Genomic DNA, 20,145 nt, shown 5'->3' on the forward strand with positions numbered 1-20,145 from the left:
GACTGGCGAACTATGCGCGGAATTATTCTTGCCGGTGGGTCCGGTACACGACTGTGGCCGATCACCAAGGGCATATCGAAGCAACTGATGCCGATTTATGACAAACCGATGGTTTATTACCCCCTGTCGACGCTCATGATGGCAGGAATCAGGGAAATCCTGATCATCACTACTCCGGAGTACAACGACCAGTTCAAGTCACTGCTTGGAGACGGCTCCGAGCTCGGGATCAGCCTTGAGTATGCAGTGCAGGAGTCCCCGGACGGTCTCGCACAGGCATTCATCATTGGCGAAGACTTCATCGGAGATGAGAGCGTCGCGCTCGTACTCGGCGACAATATTTTTCACGGAACCGGTCTGGGGTCGGCGTTGCGTAATCACGGGGAGGTCGACGGCGCACTCATCTTCGCTTACCACGTCGCCAATCCGACGGCGTACGGCGTCGTGGAATTCGACGACAACTTCGTTGCGCTGTCCATCGAGGAAAAACCGATGGCGCCAAAGAGCAACTATGCAGTCCCGGGTCTCTATTTCTACGACAACTCCGTCGTCGAGATCGCGAAGACCATAGAGCCGAGCGAGCGAGGCGAGCTTGAAATCTCGACGGTGAACGAAAGATACCTCAACGCCGGCAAGCTTCAGGTGAAGGTTCTCGACCGCGGGACCGCCTGGCTGGACACCGGAACATTCGAATCGATGATGCAGGCATCCGAGTATGTCCGCGTGATCGAGGATCGCCAGGGTTTCAAGGTCGGGTGCATAGAAGAGATCGCGTGGCGGGCTGGCTGGATTGACAGCGAGCAGTTAAAACGACTGGCTGCGCCCCTGGTCAAGAGTGGGTACGGGCGTTACCTCAGCACTCTCGTCAAGGAGTAATTCCTGAGTCCGTGCTGCAAGATGTGCACCGGAAGACATGCTGGATCGAGTGCATGTCGCGATCTGATTGGAACCATAAGTGAATCGAGTAATCAGGGGCGCACTCCTCGGGGCGGCTGAAACAGTTCGAAAGGGTCTCAGCCACCTGCGCATTCTCATCCAGCACGGGCCGAGCAACTACCTCAAGTACGTTGAACGGTCACGCAGGGCCCGCACCTTTATGCACCGGTTTCCTAATGGGATAACGTCCGCCATCGACCCACGCACAGCCGAGAACTGGCACTTGAACCACCGTAAGCCGACCGTATTCGTGCTGCTGGGTACTCATCCGGCAGACTTGTCGGATTGGATGCAGGAAATTCACACCGGTGCACAGGCCCATTTTCTGGTGAGCGCGGCGCAAGCGTCACATATGCCTGGCGTGGACCAGGCGCTGTACACCGTGTGCGACTTCATCGAGGATGCCGGGTCAACCAGCCTGATCGACATTCGAATGTGGATCAAGCAGTATTGGCGGAGATGCGACGTGGTCATAGCAGACCTCGGCAATCCGCTCATCAAGCTGATCGACGTGGTCAGGCTCCAGCATGCTGCGTATAGCTACGACCCTGACCATGAGATCGGAATCGCGTCACCGTCGATTAGGGCGAACGGCGAAGTCATCGCCGGCTTTGATTACGATCGTCGAAATGCTCGGTGGTCCGCCAACGGCGGAACACCTGCTGAGTATGGGCAGCGCGAGATACCGCGATATGTCTTGACGGCAGTGACCCACGGCCTTTACGTAACCGCAGAAACGATCGATCGGGTTCCGCTATCGACTCGTGAGGTGCGGAGTATGGATCTCGAGGCGCAGATCTCTTACCTGATTCACAAGGCATGGGCTCAGAATGTGCGAACCCTGTGCTTCTCTCCCGTCGTTCTCGACGTGGGCTCTATCCCGCAGCCGGAGCTCCTGCCCTTCCAGGCGAAATGGCTGAATAACAGACCGGTTCTGACCGCTGATGGGCGAAAGCGGATTATCTTCGTGTTGAATGCCACCTCGATCAGCGGTGGAATACGGACGGTGTTCGAAGAGTCGACGGCGCTCGAGCAGCAAGGGTTTGCCCCGGAAATTTGGTCGCTGCAAGGGCAACCAACCTGGATGGAGCTGAAGATTCCCGTGCGCACGTTTCGCGGCTACTCAGACATGTTGCTCGCACTCAGGGATGAAGAGGCGATCAAGGTCGCGACGTGGTGGGAAACAGCTCAGGTGGTTTGGCTCGCAAGCGTAAATTCAGGCTACCCGGTGAACTTCGTGCAGGAGTTTGAAACGTGGTTCTACCGCGATGACGCTGAAGCGCGAGCCGCCGTCGTATCAAGCTACCGGAGAGAGTTCGTCACAGCAGCGATCGCCACCTACCAGATGGGGGAGCTGAGAGACGTCGGAGTTGACGCCCAATATCTGCCGGTCGGCTATGACGCGACGACTTACCACCAGCTGCAAGGACACCCTCGCGAGACTGACGTTGTGCTTGCCGTGGGACGAAGCTTCTTCCAAAAGAACTTTGCAATGACATTAGAAGCCTGGCGCTCGTTGGGTGAGAACAGACCTCGGTTATCGCTCTTCGGGAGCGAACCGAACATCGTCGTGGATTCCCGTGCCAGCTACCACGAACGGCCTTCGAACGCCGAGGTGAACGTCCTGTACAACGAAGCCACGTGTTTCGTTCAGACTTCCCTGCACGAGGGTTTCTGTTTGCCGATCATCGAGGCGATGGCGGCTGGCTGTCCCGTAATCACGACCGATTCGCACGGCAATCGGGATTTCTGTGTCGACGGGGTGAATTGCATCATGGTCGCACAGGGCGACGTCGCAGGCCTGGCAAATGCGATCGAACGCGTTATCAGCGATCCTCAACTTCAGAATCGGCTACGAGCCGCCGGATTGGAGACGGCAAGCCGCTTCCGCTGGTCAGAACTCACCCCCGCTATTTCCGGATTCTATGATTCAGTGGCTTGAGACTCGGCGTTTCACTCCACGGTAGATTCTCGAGAGCAACGACCACGCCGCCGTGCGCCGCAAGCGCCCAAGCCGCGGCGATTCGCGTGCGAACGGCACAGAGGAGGGGGCCGCGGCGTTGAGGTGGGGACTTGTCCTCTGGGCCAGGTCGTCATAGTTGTCAATGACCGCGGACCGGAGCTGCGCGGTGGTTTGTTCCCAGGTCCATTCCGGCCTTACCATGCGAATCCGCAGTTCTGTTGCCGCGCGCAGTTCGGGATCCGTCAGGTACGAGAGGATTGCGGCTTTCGTGTCGGGCACACTGCCGATACCGGTAACTTGACCTAGTCCGTTGGCTTCGATGTACTCCGCGAACCAGTCGCCGGCTGAGACGATGCTCGGCAAGGATGCCCAGAAGTGATCGAGGATTCGGGTGCGGAACGCGTAGTGAGTCTCCAGGCTCAGCTTGTGAGCTGACAGTGCAACGTCCGCGTCCAGGAGATAGTTGACGCGGTCGTCGGCGTCCACCCATTCATCAAGGAAGATCACGTTCGATCCGAGGACTCCGAGCTCGCCTGCAAGTTCTCGTGCACGGTCGACCGCTTTCGGCCGGCCAACCGCTGTGTTCGGGTGAACCGTTCCGTAAAACACGAGTTTCACTTCCGGGTGGTTTGGCGCGAGTTCAGCGACCGCTCGGATTGGCGTTTCGGCGTCGAACCAGTCCCAGATTCCGCCCGCCCACACAATCACAAAGTCATCAGTGGCGATTCCGAAATTGCCACGTAGCGCATGTCGTGTCTGCACCGGGTCGCTTTCATTCATTCCAAAGGGAGCCAACCCGATGATTTCGTCGACAGTGCGGTGCCCAAGATCGCTGGGGAGAATTCCACCGTTGGCCATGATGAAGCCGAGCCAGTAGTCGCGTTGCCGCTCGTTCGACGTGACAAAGAAGCTTCCTGTTTGCGAGCAGAACCTGAAGTATTTGAGGAGCTCTTTATATTCGCGGTCCTTATCGATTTCGTCCGTAAACCCGCTGACGCGTTCAGCTCCGACGGTCTCGACGGGTAGCGCGTTGTAAAGGTCATAGACGATCCGTTTACCGTTTCCAAGTGCATGACTGACCACATTCGTGTCAATGAATTGGCTGAAGATGACATCGTGTTCATCGACGAGCTTTTCGAGCTCAGTCCGTGACTGATACGACGCAACCTGAACGGACGAATCGCTGAGGTCAATAAGCTCGCTTCCTTCCACACCTATCGCGAGCGTCACTGTTGCATGAGGGGCAAGGGCACGCGCAATGGCTACATACCGCATCCCGGGCCCCGCCATGCGGCGGCCAACGACGTCGGGAGCGACCACCAGCAGTCGGACAGTGGGAGCCAGGAACGTTTCCCCGTCGTTAGGTAGCATTAGGTGCTTGTCCTCTCGAATCTACAGTTGGAATTTGATGCCTCGAAACCTGCTCGCTGCTGCTGCTCGACGTATTTATCGGCGGTTACCCGCCCCGATGCACGACCGCGCTCAGGAACTCGTAACCAAACGATCCTACGCGGTCAATACGCGCGGACTTGGTGCCGATCGTGTTGCGGCCGCCTGGGTGTCGGAGCACCGTCGACCAGTGAGCATCGTCATTCCCAGCTATAACGACTTTCCTTTTCTGTCGGCCTGCCTTGAGAGCATCGAAGCGACGTGCGCGAACTTCGACTACGAGGTCATCATCGTGGACGACTATTGTGAGCCGGAGAATCGGGCCAAGCTCAGGACCCTCGAGTCGAACCGGATAAGGGTCATCCTCAAAGAACGCCGCGAAGGATTTGCGGTGGCGGTGAACGTTGGTATGCGCGCGGCCACGCACGACATCGTGTTGCTCAATAGCGACATCGTGGCGCAGGAAGGCTGGCTGGAGGCGCTCCAGTACACCGCATACGCCGTGGACCCCAAGGTGGGTTTAGTGAGCCCCAAGCTCGTTTATCCAAATGGGCGAATTCAGTACGGCGGGACCTATTACGCCCGCGTCCTCGCTCCGCAGTGGTTCGGGCACTTGTACGTTGGAAGTCCGGCGACCTCCCGAATCGCCAACGTTCCTGTCTACAACACCTCGGTCTCGGGTGCGTGCGTTTACATCACGCGAGAGGCATACGGAACTCTTGGTGGCCTCGACGAGGAATACTGGCTCGGGTTCGAGGACGTGGATTACGGGTTACAAGCGTGGGCGAGCGGAATCCGGTGTTACTACCAGCCGTTGTCGCTCCTGGTTCATCACGAGTCTGCATCACGGGGATACAGCCAAGGGAAACGCGAATTGGCGTCGATGCGACACTTTTGGCGGCGTTGGGAAGGGTTGTTCCTTGATCGGCGGACGGCAGCGCCGCTCGCCGTCGACTACCTGGTCAGTGGCGAGTCCGATGCGCTGTGGACGCAATACGTCCAGGAACAGGCTGCCTGGCTCTCTGCGAACGGGTGTCCAGCCTCAGTGCACATGGTGGCGGAAGGAACCGTCGACGAGCTCCTGGTTGATAAGTTGTCGGACGTGGAGTCGCTCAAGATCGCGTGCGATTTTGGGGCCGCTACGACAACGTGGCTAGCGAGCGTCACCAGCGGGAAGGCCGTCTATTTACTACCCGACGTTGAGAGCGGCGGGTTCCCTGACGACCCAGCCAAACAAGCTGGAATCGTGGCGAAATATCGACCCGAGTTTGACTTCATCGCCCCGAACCGATGGACGGCAGACCAGCTCAGGGCGGAAACAGCCTGGGAAACGTTTGGACGAATCGTGCCTGCTCTGCCCACGAAGGCACGAGAGGAGTCTCCGCGGTCGCGGATATTCGCGACGCTTGGGCTCGACGATGACACGCGGTCGTGGGTCGACAGTGTTCTCGGACCGCTTGGCGCCACCGCCCTGCACTTGAAGTCCGCTGTTCCGTCTCCATCCGAACTCGAGTTGCTGGCTCAGACGAAGCCCGTCGGGGTAGTGGCTCTCTCTGCCTACCCCAACGCTCTGGTGCCTCTCGCGCTGATGGCTACTGGCGCGGCACTCATTGCAATCGTGAACGACAAGACCAGATACGAAGTGCTCGACGGCTACAACTCCTTGCTCGTGTCGGGCTCCGACCGAAATCAACTTAAAGGCGCCATAGAGGATATTACGAACGATCCGCAGGTCGCCAAGGAACTGAGCGATAACGGGTTCAAGACCGCGACGAGGTTCGCCGACGCTAATGGACCGAAGATGCTGTCCCTCTTGAAGTCGATCGCCATCACCGCGCCCTAGAAGGTAACGACGAAATCGCTCTTGCCTGCTCAGCCCTTTGGTCGCAACGCGCGACGCATCGCTGCCGAGCGAATTCGCAGCCCTACGATTGCGGCCACCCGGAATGGCCAATAGACCCGTCGCGAGTACTTCTTTGCGATGAACTTTTCGGCGCTCCGATGATGCGCCTGAAGCATTGCGTCAGAAGATTTTCCGGTCGATTGGGCCCCAATGTGCGTCACCTCCGCAGCAGGTTCGTAGACGTTGCGCCAACCAGCCTTGTGCAGCCGGTAGCCGAGATCCACGTCCTCAAAATACATGAAGAAATCTTCATCGAATCCGTTTATGCTTTCGAATGCCTCTCGACGGATCAAGAGACACGAACCAGACAGCCAACCTGCTTCACGAAGCCGCGGTGACGCGCTGTCATCGTCGTGGTAACGGCGAGTCCACGGATTGGCTGGCCAGATATTCGCGAGTAAGGCATGGCCGATTCCTATCCGCACGGACGGGACACGACGGGCAGACGGATATATTGATCCATCCACATTTCGCACCAGCGGGCCGACGCTACCGATGCGTGGGTCGACCCGGGCTCTATCGATGAGCGTGTCGATCGCCGCTGGACTAACAAGAACGTCGGGGTTACTGACGAGAATCCAGTCCACTGATGCCGGCAGGCTCTCGAAGGCGCGATTGATGGCGGCGCCGTATCCCAAATTGCCGGGCATCGGAAGATACCGCGCTCCGTGCTCGCGACTAATCGATTCCGCATGACCCGTGTCCGGGGAGTTATCCGCTACCACGATAATGGCGTCATCGCGTGGCGGGGATGAAAGGCCCTCCAGGAAACTCGTCAAAGGGCCGTCGGAGTCGTAGCTTACGGTAACGACAGCACGAGAAAGCATATGTTTGAGTCTAATCGAAGAGGGATGTCTTAGCGGCTGGGCTCGAGCTGAACAGACGCAGTGGCAGCAAACTGCACCACTCCGGCACCGTTCGGGTCGTGCTGGTAATCCAGATGGCCCGCCGGGTTCAGATTATCGATGATCGTTCCGTCGAGCTCTGTCGCACCGGCGCTGATCACCAGGCGTGAAGCGCCAAAGTTGGTATCAGGGAGCCGAAATGAAATCGCATACCGACCGGGTGTGGTTGGCAGGTCAATCCCCAACCCCTCGGTATTGAGGCGATAAATTGTCTGTCCGAGCGGCGTATCGAGAGTGAATCCCGTGATCCATTCGACCTCACGCTTTACCTCGGCGTGAATCGTGAGGGTCAAATCAGATCCCCTCGGAAGCGGGGAGTCCCCGCTGAGAGATGGCGAGCTAATCGACACCTCGGAGATAACTACTGCCCGGTTCACCGGCAGGTCGTCTTTCTCCGCTTCTTCCTGTTCTTTCTCCACACGGTCACGCTCGTAACCTTCGCGGAGAGTACGAATACCCTCTCCTACGTCGCCATCGTGAACGATCGCGCCGCCGTCGAGCACGATGGCACGCGTGCACACGTCTGCGACTTGTTCCGCAGAGTGGCTGACCAGAACAATCGTGCGACCCTCGCGCTGGAACTGTCGAATCTTGTTCATGCATTTGGCTTGGAATGGTTCATCGCCCACGGCGAGTACCTCATCGACCAGCAGCAGGTCGGGGTCGGAATGAACTGCGACGGCGAAAGCCAGACGCACATACATTCCGGATGAATAGAACTTCACCTGTGAGTCGATGAAGTCACGTATCCCCGAGAACTCGACGATATCGTCGAACACCTTGTCGGTGTCGTCGCTGCTCATCCCGAGGATCGCCGCATTGAGATAGACATTCTCGCGCCCGGAAAGATCCGGATGGAAGCCGGCGCCAAGTTCAAGCAAGGCAGCGACGCGTCCACGCCGATAAACTGCTCCGCTCGACGGATCGATAATCCCGCCGATTATTTTGAGAAGCGTGCTTTTCCCAGAGCCGTTGTGGCCAACAAGTCCAACCGTTTCCCCCAGCTCAATCTCAAGGGACACGTCACGAAGCGCCCAGAAAACGTCCTTTGACTGCTTCCTGTTGGAGAAGTAGAGGACCCGGTCCTTGATCGATTTGTCCTTGTGAAGTACGAATCGCTTGGAAACATCGTCGACGCGAACAATGGGTTCAATAGTGGTCAAGGATCAAAGCTCCTGTGCGAAGTTGCTCTGGAGCCGCGAGAAGATTCGCTGAGCGCCCCAGAGAAGCAAAAGACTGACTGCGAGTGCGATCAGCAGACGAAGGTCGAGGTTTTCAGGCCAGAACTGGTTGGGATCCGCGCTGCCTGCAACCCACATGGCCTTTTGCATACCCAGCACGGCAAGAGTGACAGGGTTGGCGAGGTATACCTGTTCGATCCACGATCCGCTGAGAGCGCCGTTCACATAACTCATCGAATAAACGATGGGGGAGGCCCAGAAGAGCACGAGCAGGAGAACCTCGACGAGATGCTGCACATCGCGGAAATAAACGTTGACCGCCGACAGGACGAGGGCGAAAGCCGTACCCAGCACCACGACAACGGCAATAGAAAGCGGTAAGTAAAGAATCTCGATGTGCAGCGGGGGTCGCATGAGTACAAATGTCGCGACGACGAGGATCCCGAACTGTACGACGAAGTTGAAGAGGGCGCCACCGACGGCGGCGAGGGGGAATATTTCCCGAGGCAGATAGACCTTCTTCACGAGCCCCGAGTTATTAATGATCGAACTCGTGCCTGCGCTGATGATCTCGGCGTAAAGGCCCCAAATGGTCAGACCCGTGAATACGAACACCGCAAAGTCGGGGATCGCGCGTGCAGCGCCAAGGAACTGCCCGATGGCAATGTAGTAAATCAGCAGTTGCGCAAGGGGTCGGATAAGCGACCAGACAATGCCGAGTCCGCTGTTCTTGTACTTTGCCCGAATCTCTCGACTGACCAGACGGCCGAGGAGTTCACGATACTCGGCTATCTCTTTGAAGGACTCAACGGTCCCTTGTGTGAACTTCGGTGGTCGCCCTACCCGCCGTAACGGTTCAGTGACGACACGGGAGCGCTTTGCGCCTTCCCCAGAAATATCCATGGGCTCACTTTCTCGTCGGGCCACCAGAGAATCTTATCCACTCTGCTATGCCGAAGCTGCGAGAGCGTACAGGAGGAGCCGGCCCCCGGGGCGCTGCAATCTTCGATTGATAGACTCCCAAGTCCGCGACCGTTGAAAATGTGGAGTGCTCAGTGAGAAAAATCCGGCCTGGTGTCGTTTCAGTGGTTCTAGTGAATTTCCGAGGCGCGGACGACACGATCGCAGCCATCGCGTCTCTCCAGGAACTCAACTGGCCTCAGGAACTGCTGGAGATCGTCGTTGTGGAGAATGGATCCGGCGACGATAGTCTCGCGAAACTCAAGTCACACGGGTCTCCGGCAATTATTGTCGAATCGCAGGTGAACTTGGGATTCACGGGCGGATGCAATTTGGGAGTGAGTCACTCGTCGGGGGAATTCGTCGCGTTTCTCAACAACGATGCGAAACCACATGCGGATTGGATCGCAGAAGCGATGTCCACATTCGCCCGTGGCATGGACATCGGCGCTGTCGCAAGCAAGGTCCTGGACTGGACAGGAGAGTCGATCGACTTCGCTGACGCAGCGATCACCTGGTACGGCATGGGCTATAAGCCACACGCGGGGGAAACCGATCGTCACGCGTGGGACACCGAGAAAGATGTGTTGTTCGGCACGGGCGCAGCTATGTTCATTCGTGCGTCGGTCTTCGAAGAGCTTGGCGGGTTCGACGACAACTACTTCATGTTCTACGACGATGTTGACCTGGGGTGGCGCCTGAACCTGCTGGGGTATCGATTCAGATTCCAGCCACGTTCGCTCGCATTTCACAAGCATCACGCGTCAATGAACAAATTCGGAAGCTACCGCGAAACGTATCTTCTCGAGCGAAACGCTCTCTTTACCCTGTACAAGAATCTGGACGACGAGTCGCTGGCTCAGGTCTTGCCGGGTGCGCTACTGCTCGCAGTGCGCCGCGCCGTCGCGAGAGGGGGCGCCGATTCTGCCGAGTTCGACTTACGTCGAAGCGGGAACGATGCACAGGCTTCAGTGGCTGTCGACAAGCAAACTGTAGCGGGGGTGTATGCAATTGACCAGTTTGTCGAAAAGCTGCCAGAAATCAGTGAGTCGCGGAAGGTCGTGCAAGGAACCCGTCGGCGTTCGGATCGCGAACTGAAAGAGCTATTTGGAAACACTGACGAGCCCGCCTACCCAATCGAAAACTACCTGCGCGGCTACGAAAAGATCATTGATTCTCTGGGGCAACTCGAAATACCGGGTCGACGCCACATCTTGGTAGTCACCGGTGATGCACTCGGGGAGAAGATGGCGGGCCCGGCGATTCGTGCGTGGAACATAGCCAAGCTGCTGTCGGCGGAGCATGACGTCCGTCTGGTGAGCACGAGTCATGCCGACTTGCGCGACGAGCATGTCGCTGTCAGTGCGGTCAACTATCACCACCCGGCGTCGATGGCCCCGCACGAAGCGTGGGCCGACGTTGTTATTCTGCAGGGACATGCCCTGGCTCTGTTTCCGGTCCTCCAGAAGACGTCGAAGGTTGTGGTTGTAGACGTCTACGATCCGCTTCACCTTGAGCAACTGGAACAAGGTCGTGGCAAGACATTCACCCTGTGGAACAAGCAGATCAGCGAGGCAACTGAAACGCTCAATCACCAGCTCGAAGTCGGAGACTTCTTTCTCGCGGCTAGTGAGCGGCAGCGGTACTTTTGGCTGGGTCAACTCGCTGCAGTTGGACGCATCAACGCCTACACCTATTCGCGGGACAGTGAGCTCGACAGCCTGATTGGGATCGCGCCCTTCGGCATTGACAGCACACCGCCCGCTCACACACGACAGGTGATAAGAGGTGTCGTGCCGGGAATTGGGGCTGACGACAAGGTCGTGGTGTGGGGTGGGGGCATTTATAACTGGTTCGATCCGGAGACGCTTATTCGTGCCATCGCCCGTGTCGCGGAATCGCACCCCGATGTCCGTCTCTTCTTCATGGGCGTAAAGCACCCCAATCCCAACGTCCCCGAGATGGAGGCAGTTGCGCGTTCCCGTGTCCTCGCGGGCCACCTGAATCTCACCGGTAAGCATGTCTTTTTCAATGAGAATTGGGTTCCTTACGACGAGCGCCAGAATTACCTTCTCGAAGCGGACCTCGGCGTGTCGACCCACTTTCAACACATCGAGACAACTTTCTCGTTCCGCACGCGGATCCTGGATTACCTCTGGGCAGGTCTCCCTATTGTCACGACCGAGGGTGACTCGTTCGGTGATCTCGTCCGTGCGGAAGGGTTAGGCGCGTCTGTGCCGGAGCGGGATATTGACGCACTGGTCGAATCGATTGAACGGCTTCTATACAGCGAGCCCGACGGTCGGGTTGCGCGCGAAAACGTGGCACGGGTGCGTGAAAACTTTGTCTGGGAACAAGCGTTAGCGCCATTGCTTGAGTTTTGCAGGAACCCTCTTCGGGCCGCCGATCGTACCCCCGACGGCACCAAGGGTGACCGGAAGAGTTCGGGGTCGAAAAAGCCCGTGCGTCACACTGGCCTTCGTCGCGATGTCGATCGTGTTGTCTATTACCTCAAACAGGGCGGGGTAGGTGAAGTGGTATCGCGCGTCCGCGAGCGAAACGACCGAAAGCGAGCCAGCGGCGCCAAATAGTACGGCGCGTCACGTCAATATGGTGACCTGGTCCTCGAGTTTTCAATACCATTGCCTCTATGAGGGCAAGAAACAGTATCCGGGGTCGCAGCAAATTCATAGCATGCGCAAGTGTGGTCCTCTTTGGGCTGCTGGCAGCGATCGGTGTGACGACGGCTCCCAAGGGGGCTGAAGCAGCAGACCTCTCGAAGTTCGACCCTGGCTACATCATCAGCGACAGCGCGTTCTACAATGGCGGCGCCATGTCCGAGGGGGATGTTCAGAATTTCCTTCGCAGTAAGGTTTCCTCATGCGCTGCAGGAAAGACGTGTTTGAAGGACTTCCGCCAGACGACCTACAACCGTGCCGCAGACGCAATGTGCAACGGCTACGTGGGGGCAGCTGACGAACCGGCGGCGCGCATCATTGTGAAAGTTGCCCAGTCGTGTGGCATCAGCCCGCAGGTCATTCTTGTAATGCTCCAGAAGGAGCAGGGTCTGGTGCTCGGTAACGCGCCCACGTCGTGGGCCTGGCAGGCTTCGATGGGGTATGCGTGCCCCGATACAGCCGCGTGTGACGCGAAGTATTTCGGATTCTATAATCAGGTCTTCATGGGCTCCTGGCAGCTGAAGCGCTATGGCAATCCACCCGGGACGAGTAACTACTTCACCTGGTTCCCTGTCGGTGGGGTAGCCCAGGTCCGGTATCACCCTGACGCCTCCTGTGGGTCGTCTGCGGTTCGAATTGCGAATAAGGCAACGGCGGCGCTTTACTACTACACGCCCTACCAGCCGAACGCGGCGTCGCTTGCGGCTGGCTACGGCGCATCGTCCAATCCGTGTTCGTCCTACGGCAATCGAAATTTCTACAACTGGTATTCCGACTGGTTCGGGATCGAAAAGGGCGAAAGCCCGATTGGGAACTACGAGTCAACCTCCGTCAGTCCAGGCTCGGTACGAGTTGTGGGATGGGCTCTGGATCCCGATACGAAGGATCCAATAGCCATTCACGTCTACGTCAACGATGCGAGTACCGCACACGTGGCCAATAAGGACCGTCCCGACGTCGGTGCCGCCTATCCCGGGATGGGCTCAGCACACGGTTTCGACATCACAGTCCCGGCGCAGAGTACGGGCGCACAACAAGTCTGTGTTTATGCGATCAGCTCAGGAGGAGGCGCCAATGTTGATCTTGGTTGCCGTACTGTCGAGGCCGTGGCTGGCCCGCCCGAAGGGGCCTTTACCGTATCCGCGGCGGATGGACACGTGAGTGTGAAGGGGTGGGCCGTAGATCCCGACACGCACGCCCCCATTAATGTGCATGTCTACGTGGATAACTCGAGCGTTGCATATCTCGCCAACAAAGCAACCACGTCGGTACCCGCCAAGTACTCCGGGTACGGGAAGGACCACGGGTTCTTTGAAACAATCCCTGCCGATAGCGGAAGACGCAACGTTTGTGTTCACGCGATAAACGTGGGCGTGGGTGGCAATCAACTCCTTGCCTGCCAGGTAGTCCAAGTGCCGGGTACGGCGCTCACCGAACAGAATCGTGTCCCAATCGGGTACCTGGACTCAGTGAGTACTGTGCCTGGATCCGTGACCGTGAAAGGCTGGTCGCTTGACCCGGACACGAGGGTCCCAATTAACGTGCACCTTTACGTTGGAAAGGCGAGCACCGCGCACCTGGCGAACCGAGATCGTCCCGATGTCGCTGCTCTCTATCCTGCGCATGGTGCCGCTCATGGTTTTGAAGAGACGCTGAAAGTGCCAGCGGGTACGCATCAGGTCTGCGCGTATGGGATAAATGCCGGGCCTGGTGCCCACACGATGCTCGGTTGCCAGACAGTCACCGTGTACGAGCCCATTGTGGAGAAGAATCGGGCTCCGATCGGATACCTGGATTCAGTGAGTACAGGGCCTGGTTCTGTGACGGTGGAAGGCTGGGCGTTGGATTCTGATACCGCAGCGCCGATCAACGTTCACCTCTATGTTGGGAAGGCCAGCACCGCCTACCTCTCAAATCGAGAGCGCACAGACGTGGCTGCGCTCTACCCCGCGTATGGTGCCGCTCATGGTTTTGAAGAGACGCTGAAAGTGCCAGCGGGCACGCATCAGGTCTGCGCGTATGGGATAAATGCCGGGCCTGGTGCCCACACGATGCTCGGTTGCCAGACAGTCACCGTGTACGAGCCCATTGTGGAGAAGAATCGGGCTCCGATCGGATACCTGGATTCGGTGAGTACAGGGCCTGGTTCTGTGACGGTGGAAGGCTGGGCGTTGGATCCTGATACCGCAGCGCCGATCAACGTTCACCTCTATGTTGGGAAGGCCAGCACCGCCTACCTCTCAAATCGAGAGCGCACAGACGTGGCTGCGCTCTACCCTTCGTATGGCGCATCGCACGGGTACAGGGAGACGTTGAAGGCACCAGCGGGCACGCATGAAGTGTGCGCCTACGGGATCAACACAGGTGCTGGCGGACACACATTGCTGGGTTGCACCACCGTTACTGTTCCCTAGCTCGCTGTCGCTGCGTCACCGCTGAATGAGGCCGTCCGGTGCAGCTGCATAGCCGTTCGTCGAGGTTGGGCGAGGCAGCGAAATGCAGGACGGTTTTCCCAAGCGCACCCGGACCCCGAGCCTGACATCACAACGTTGTTCGGCAGATCGTCAATTCCGGGTGAACCCCGTACCGAGGTGCGTCGCCAGGAGCCCGACGCCTTGGGCGGTGGCCCTGGTGGACAGCTTCAAGATCTGGGTTCCCTCGCGGACAGAGCCGGGTTCTCCCGCGGACTGTAGGGGACCGGACACCGTCACGGTTTCGGTGCACCAGTCCAGGGTTATTTCCGCAAAGCTCCGGGATCGGTCGACTCTGCGGCCGGCCGCTGAGAGACGGTTGTGGCTCTCTCCCTTGCATCCGGGAAGGCCATGTCCGGTACCCGCGGAGAGACAATGTCGTATTCGATGGGGAGCACCAGAAGCGTCCGGCCCAAGAAGAACGCGGTGCCAGCAGCGAGGACGGCGTAACCCGCGAGTATAGCAATCTTTCCACCCGGTGGCGCCCATTCGGAAGCGGTGAAGAACGTGATCCAGTCCGTCGGTTCGCCCACGACGTAGCGTCGGAGGACAATCGCGAACGTGTAGAACTGTGACGCAGCGACCGCAATAGTAACTATCCAGACCAAGCGTTTGGATTGCGACCGGCTCAATGTAGCGAAGAGCGGTGCAGCGGTCGCCCCGAGCGTGACCATGAGGCAAAGGAAGAGGGGCAGGGTGTAGCGACCCTGCCAAATGTACCCCCCATCCGTTACATAAAAGGCCTGTATAAGTGCCGGAGCAAGAACCGTGGCAAGCAGGATTGCAAGCAAGGACACGAGGGCCTTACCTCTGGATGTAACGAGCCCCACAAGGAGAAATCCGCCGACGAGGGCAGACCACAAGAAAATAGCGCTCGGCGGAGATGGGGTGTCGAGCCAACCGAACAATCCGACTAAGCCGCGACCATATTCAAACGTCTTCTCAATTACTGTTATGAACCCGCTGAACCACGACTCACCAACACCGGCGTATGGTGAGACTGCATCAGGATCAGTAACGGCGGCGGTCAGGGAGTTTGACCCGAGGAGCCATGCGACAGCGAATGCGGTGCCGAGGGCGACGGTGACTATGGCGCCGAGGACCTCGCGAAGCTTGAGAGCGCGGACGACATCCGCCCATGGAACCCACAGGCACGGGACCACGACAGCGATGAATAGCCAAACCGGTGACAGGCCACGGGCGTTAACCGCCATTGCTCCAGCAAGGCCGACCATGGTTGCAGCAGCCGCGTACTGGCTGGGCTTGATCGAGCGGGTGACGAAGGACAACACGCCCACAAAGACTGTGGCTATGGCGGCTGCTTCTACGGCGTTCGGATTAACGGAGGCGCCGAGGAAGAGCAGCATAGGCGTCACGCTCACGGCAAACGCAAGGAGCACTGATCTGGCAACCCGCCATTGCGTGATCATGGAAATAGCCATTGCGAGGTACAGAGCGGTAAGAGCGCCGCTGAGGATTCGCATAGCGTAGATACCGGAGTCGTCATCGAACAGGAGCGTCGGTACGCCCGTCACGAGATAGTAAACAGGGTTATAGAGCCCCGCGGTCGTCCGCGCTTCGACGATCTCCGAGGATTCGCCTGATGTCAGCTGCTGACAGTCCGCGGAAACAGCGGGGTCAAAAGCAAAACACGTCTGAAAATGAGTTTCTGCTATGTATCGCGGGACGTGAACAACGTTCCCTGTCGGGGTCATCGGACCGATAAATTCGCCACGCACAACAGCAGCAGCCTTGACCATGTGGGCAGGCTCGTCAGGGGAAGCAGCGATCGGGGTCGCTATCGCCCAGAGCGCGATGAGGGCTGTGAGAATTGCCCAGGACGAGAGGAAGACGCGGAGCAACGTTGGAGCACCATGAGGAGCGTGCCCAGCCGGAGTTCGGAACGGACGCCGCGCGTTATCCGCCTTCACGAACGTGCTCCGGCGGAGGATTTCGACCGACGTGGGTACATATGCGTAGTCCGGCTTTCTAATCTGCGGTTTTGGAAGCCGCGCCTCTGTTCTGCGTGCTTACGGTCCGAGGCAATGTGGAGTATTAAATCTTCGGATGGTCGTGGCGAAAGTTGTCGCGCCAATCCTATTCACCCCTGCCTGTGGCGGTCCTGAACTTGAAGGCGTGCCGTAGGAGCACTTGAACTCCGCGGACGTCCCGCGAGCGAAGCGCAGAAGGGACGCGTGTGAGGGCGTTCAACCTGCTCGAGAGGTGGGCGGAGGCGATCCTGGCCGCACGTGACCAGCCTCTTTCCCGCAACCGAGATGCTACTTGATCGAAGAATGCCGCTTCTTCGATAAATCTGGATCCGTCATTCGCCTTCCATGACGACACGCTCGCGGCATGTCGTCGATATTCAAACGTGACTGTCGAGCTTGCGACGAGGGTTCCAGCGTCCAGAGCGAGGTTGAGTTGGAGTGCAAGGTCGAGCACGACGTCGAATTGCGGGTCGAAGCCGTGCGCGCGAATATTCGCCGTGCGCCAACAGATGGAAGGGAAGTAGGTCCAATTGCCTTTGAGCAACGTCGCGGCGAGTTTCTCGCCCTCGATCTTCGTGCGCGCCAAGTGGGCAACGCGCGAGCGGTACAACGCCTTAACTCTGTCGGCTAAAGGGAACACCCTTGCGCCGACGCTGTCGATGACAACGACACCTGGCTGGAAGTACGCGGCATCCGGAAAGGCCCTGATGAGATCATGCATCTCGGACACGTAGTTTGGGCGCATTAGATCGTCACACCCCATGATGACCATGTAATCGTGAGTGGCCAGATCTATGCTTCGTTGAAAATTGCCACTGACTCCGAGATTCTCGGGATTCCTGATGTACTCGATCCGGCTGTCACCGAGGGCAGTCAGCCATTCTCCGGGCTCCAGCTCCGGGTACTGGTCGTCAATGACGACGAGTCGCCAGCGGGAATCTGTCTGTTCCACGACACTTGTAACGGCGAGCTTGAAAAGCGCAGGGTCCCCGTAGTAGGGCATCATGATGTCGATGGTCATGCTGGGGATCCGTTCCTGGCTCAACGGGGGTCTGGGCAGCCGCGATTGACCGAGCTTCACGGAAGCAGGCGTTCGCCCAAACCAGCTGTCGCGGTTGCTGGTCAGTGCATCGTTGGACGAGCACCATCCGAGGATACTAGGGAACGCCTTGACAAGCTGGCTGTCGTTGCGTTCGCAGCTGCGGGACAGGAATGTTCGACGACTAAACTAGTTCCGCCGCGGAATCACGTGGCTCCGCGCGTTTGCTCTTTGGGTATCACCGAACTGTAAGCCGGATGAACCACGGGAGCCTCACATGTCTGGATCGAATCTATCGAACATGCCCGGCGGCGGGGAGCCGCTGAATCCCGCGGCTCGACCGCGACGTCCCTTAGGCTTGACCTCGATTTTGCTGGCCACCGCCGTCGCGGGAGCGGCAGGCTACGTGGTTCAGATTATCGTCGGTGCGAGTTCCGAGCCCTCGGACTATTTGCGCTTTAGCGTCTTTTGGGCGCTCTTATACCTGGTCATCTCGGGGCTTAGCGGGGTGCAGCAGGAAGTCTCGCGCGCTACGCGCGGGAAAACAATCGTTGATTCTCGTTTCCGCGGTGGGTCGACTGCTCGAAACTTCGCCATCGCGCTGGCTGGAGGCATTGCGTTCGCCACGCCACTCACCGCCCTGTGGTGGGGGACGCTGGTATTCCCAAGCCACACGTGGGTGCTTGTAGCGGCCCTCTCAGTAGGGCTGACGTCGTATGTGCTGGTCGCCGTTATCTCGGGGATTCTCTACGGTATGGGGGCCTGGTCATCAATCGCCTTGATGACTGGTCTGGATGGAGTGTTGCGGCTCATGGCGATCGGGCTGGTTGCGCTTTTGCACCTCCCAGGTGATTTCCTCATCTGGGCAGTGGTCGTTCCGTTCCCGTTGACCTTGCTCATCATGTGGCCGCGCCTCAGGCGACGGGTGCCAGGGCGTTACACGCTCGATGTCGAGTCGAAGGCCCTCGCGTGGAATTCGCTCCGCATCGTCGGAGGTGCGAGTGCGACCGGGGTCATCGTCAGCGGGTTTCCGCTTATCCTGGATCTGACGTCGAAGCACGAATCAGCCGCCGCTGTTGGAGTACTCGTACTGGCAGTGACATTGACGCGAGCTCCGCTCGTGATTCCGTTGATGGCTCTGCAGAGCTTCCTCACCGTTCATTTCCGGGAGAGCGGACGTAACCTCTGGCGCGTAGTTGCTGTGATCCTGGCCGTTGTGGCGCTAGCGGCCCTGGTGGCGAGCGCGATGGCCTGGCTCCTCGGCCCACCCTTGATGGTCGCACTGTTCGGCGCGGAATACGAGATCTCCTCGATGGAAATGTCGCTGATTGTCGCTTCAGCGGGGGTTACCGCCGCTTTGTGCGTGACGGGTCCCGCGGTCTTATCGCGAGGCAAGCATGGGGCATTCCTCGCGGGCTGGGTCGTGGCGGCCGCTGTCCTCGTTCTGATTCTCTTGATGCCGGCCGACTTGGTCGCCAGGGCGCTTATGGCCCTATCCGTGGGACCGCTGATCGGGTTGGCTATTCACCTCGGTGCGCTTGCCTTTGCTCGACCGCGTCCAACCGCAGGCTTGCAAGTGCAGACTCCTCTGTGAGCACCCGCACTTTCTCTTCCAGCCGCGTGAGTTCTGCGCTGTGCTGAAGGCAGACGAAGAAAAGGATCGCGGCGCTCATAAAGAACACCAGGTTGACTGGAATCTCTACTCCGACGACCCGGGCGGCCCACTCCAATAGCGAGGGAAAGATGGCGACGATGAGCGCGAGGAAGCCAGCTACGAGCCACCACATGGCGTGCCGCTCTCTCAGAGTCCGTCGTCTCAGCATCTCGATGACGACAATGAGCGTGAACAACGCCGAGGCAATCCCAAGGACATAGGACGTGACGCTCATGAGATAACTTGCCTTCGTCGGGTAGGGAGCGGAAGCGGCGGGCGGGCGAGCGCGAAGATAAGTGCAAGGCACGAGCGCCCAAGATAGGCAGCTGCACGGAGCGGATTGTGTGAGGGAATGCCGCCGGCTCGAGGGCGCATTTTTACCGGCACCTGGCGAATCGTCAGACCCGCCCGAGCCGCGATGACAAGCGCTTCAACCGTGTCCCCCAGATACTCCGCTGGGTAATGGTCGGCATAGAGCTGCAATGCGCGCGGTCCAGTCGCCTTAAATCCGCTGGTCGTATCGTTGAGGCTGGTGCGACATATTCGCGTGAGAACGAAGGAAAGTACGACCATTGCCCACTTTCGTGGGCCCGCTACGTCGTAGTGCGGTTCGCCGGCGAACCGCGAGCCAAGGACGATGTCAGCGTCACCAACCAGACGGAGCAGATCTGGCACGGATCGTGGATCGTGCTGCCCGTCCGAGTCAATCTGAACCACGCAGTCATAGCCATGATCGAGCGCGTACTTGAACCCCAAACGCATGGCTCCTCCCACGCCGAGGTTGATCGGCAAAGTAGCCACATGTGCCCCAGCCGATCGCGCTTCGCTCGCCGTTGCATCGGTCGAGCCATCATCCACGACAAGGCAGGATATTCCGGGGTTCGTCAGCTGGACTTCTTTGACGACAGCGGCGACGGAGGCTTCCTCATTAAACGCGGGCATGACAATCAAAGTTTTTTCAAGCGGGATCGTCATGAGCCGATTCTAGCAAGCAGAAGTATGGCTGCTTCGAGAAGACACCGGCTCTCGAGCGTGTCTGCCGCGTTCGCCTTCATGGTTCGAACGGTCGCGACCG

Annotated in this window: 14 protein-coding genes; 6 read left to right on the forward strand and 8 right to left on the reverse strand. The window is 58.6% G+C overall.

Annotated elements, in window-relative coordinates:
- Nucleotides 1-12 precede the first annotated feature (12 nt).
- The gene (gene rfbA / locus AC1X6S_RS09810; RefSeq protein WP_483405565.1) at nucleotides 13-876 is read left to right on the forward strand and encodes a glucose-1-phosphate thymidylyltransferase RfbA; all 864 of its coding nucleotides are present in this window, start codon (nucleotides 13-15) and stop codon (nucleotides 874-876) included.
- 283 nt (nucleotides 877-1,159) lie between these two features.
- Nucleotides 1,160-2,878, forward strand: coding sequence for a glycosyltransferase family 4 protein (locus tag AC1X6S_RS09815; protein ID WP_483405566.1), 1,719 nt, complete (start codon nucleotides 1,160-1,162; stop codon nucleotides 2,876-2,878).
- On the opposite strand, the gene AC1X6S_RS09820 is transcribed toward AC1X6S_RS09815, so the two are convergent.
- Nucleotides 2,867-4,270, reverse strand: a complete 1,404-nt coding sequence (locus AC1X6S_RS09820) for a glycosyltransferase family protein (RefSeq protein ID WP_483405567.1) — start codon at nucleotides 4,268-4,270, stop codon at nucleotides 2,867-2,869. The two genes, AC1X6S_RS09815 and AC1X6S_RS09820, sit on opposite strands and share 12 nt — an antisense overlap.
- A 208-nt stretch (nucleotides 4,271-4,478) precedes the next feature.
- Here AC1X6S_RS09820 and AC1X6S_RS09825 point away from each other — a divergent pair, with 208 nt between their 5' ends.
- Nucleotides 4,479-6,131 carry a glycosyltransferase family 2 protein gene (locus AC1X6S_RS09825; protein WP_483405568.1) on the forward strand — a complete coding sequence of 551 codons (1,653 nt, stop codon included), beginning with the start codon at nucleotides 4,479-4,481 and terminating at the stop codon, nucleotides 6,129-6,131.
- Nucleotides 6,132-6,160: 29 nt separating this feature from the next.
- On the opposite strand, the gene AC1X6S_RS09830 is transcribed toward AC1X6S_RS09825, so the two are convergent.
- From AC1X6S_RS09830 to AC1X6S_RS09840, 3 genes are read right to left on the reverse strand one after another with little or no spacing between them, the layout of a single operon-like run.
- The gene (locus AC1X6S_RS09830; protein WP_483405569.1) at nucleotides 6,161-7,018 is read right to left on the reverse strand and encodes a glycosyltransferase family 2 protein; all 858 of its coding nucleotides are present in this window, start codon (nucleotides 7,016-7,018) and stop codon (nucleotides 6,161-6,163) included.
- Between the two features lie 29 nt (nucleotides 7,019-7,047).
- Nucleotides 7,048-8,259 carry an ABC transporter ATP-binding protein gene (locus AC1X6S_RS09835; RefSeq protein ID WP_483405570.1) on the reverse strand — a complete coding sequence of 404 codons (1,212 nt, stop codon included), beginning with the start codon at nucleotides 8,257-8,259 and terminating at the stop codon, nucleotides 7,048-7,050.
- A gap of 3 nt (nucleotides 8,260-8,262) precedes the next feature.
- Entirely contained in the window at nucleotides 8,263-9,180 is a 918-nt protein-coding gene (locus tag AC1X6S_RS09840; RefSeq protein ID WP_483405571.1) for an ABC transporter permease, read from the reverse strand.
- Nucleotides 9,181-9,332: 152 nt separating this feature from the next.
- Between AC1X6S_RS09840 and AC1X6S_RS09845 the strand changes: the two genes are divergently transcribed.
- Both AC1X6S_RS09845 and AC1X6S_RS09850 read left to right on the forward strand, forming a co-directional pair.
- Complete coding sequence (locus AC1X6S_RS09845; RefSeq protein WP_483405572.1) at nucleotides 9,333-11,828, forward strand: glycosyltransferase; 2,496 nt, start codon at nucleotides 9,333-9,335, stop codon at nucleotides 11,826-11,828.
- Between the two features lie 113 nt (nucleotides 11,829-11,941).
- Nucleotides 11,942-14,329 carry a hypothetical protein gene (locus tag AC1X6S_RS09850; RefSeq protein WP_483405573.1) on the forward strand — a complete coding sequence of 796 codons (2,388 nt, stop codon included), beginning with the start codon at nucleotides 11,942-11,944 and terminating at the stop codon, nucleotides 14,327-14,329.
- Nucleotides 14,330-14,649: 320 nt separating this feature from the next.
- On the opposite strand, the gene AC1X6S_RS09855 is transcribed toward AC1X6S_RS09850, so the two are convergent.
- Both AC1X6S_RS09855 and AC1X6S_RS09860 read right to left on the reverse strand, forming a co-directional pair.
- The gene (locus tag AC1X6S_RS09855; RefSeq protein ID WP_483405574.1) at nucleotides 14,650-16,248 is read right to left on the reverse strand and encodes a DUF2142 domain-containing protein; all 1,599 of its coding nucleotides are present in this window, start codon (nucleotides 16,246-16,248) and stop codon (nucleotides 14,650-14,652) included.
- 235 nt (nucleotides 16,249-16,483) lie between these two features.
- On the reverse strand, nucleotides 16,484-17,398 hold the full coding sequence (locus AC1X6S_RS09860; RefSeq protein ID WP_483405575.1) for a glycosyltransferase family 2 protein: 915 nt from the start codon (nucleotides 17,396-17,398) through the stop codon (nucleotides 16,484-16,486).
- 295 nt (nucleotides 17,399-17,693) lie between these two features.
- On the opposite strand from AC1X6S_RS09860, the gene AC1X6S_RS09865 reads away from it, so the two are divergent.
- Nucleotides 17,694-19,010 (forward strand): polysaccharide biosynthesis protein, encoded by a 1,317-nt coding sequence (locus AC1X6S_RS09865; RefSeq protein WP_483405576.1) that lies wholly within the window; start codon nucleotides 17,694-17,696, stop codon nucleotides 19,008-19,010.
- Here AC1X6S_RS09865 and AC1X6S_RS09870 read toward each other — a convergent pair.
- Nucleotides 18,937-19,305 (reverse strand): DUF2304 domain-containing protein, encoded by a 369-nt coding sequence (locus tag AC1X6S_RS09870; RefSeq protein ID WP_483405577.1) that lies wholly within the window; start codon nucleotides 19,303-19,305, stop codon nucleotides 18,937-18,939. The genes AC1X6S_RS09865 and AC1X6S_RS09870 overlap by 74 nt on opposite strands.
- Complete coding sequence (locus AC1X6S_RS09875; RefSeq protein ID WP_483405578.1) at nucleotides 19,302-20,045, reverse strand: glycosyltransferase family 2 protein; 744 nt, start codon at nucleotides 20,043-20,045, stop codon at nucleotides 19,302-19,304. The genes AC1X6S_RS09870 and AC1X6S_RS09875 overlap by 4 nt, the downstream gene beginning before the upstream one ends.
- Nucleotides 20,046-20,145: the final 100 nt, after the last annotated feature.

The organism is Mycetocola sp. Y442, from assembly GCF_056898615.1.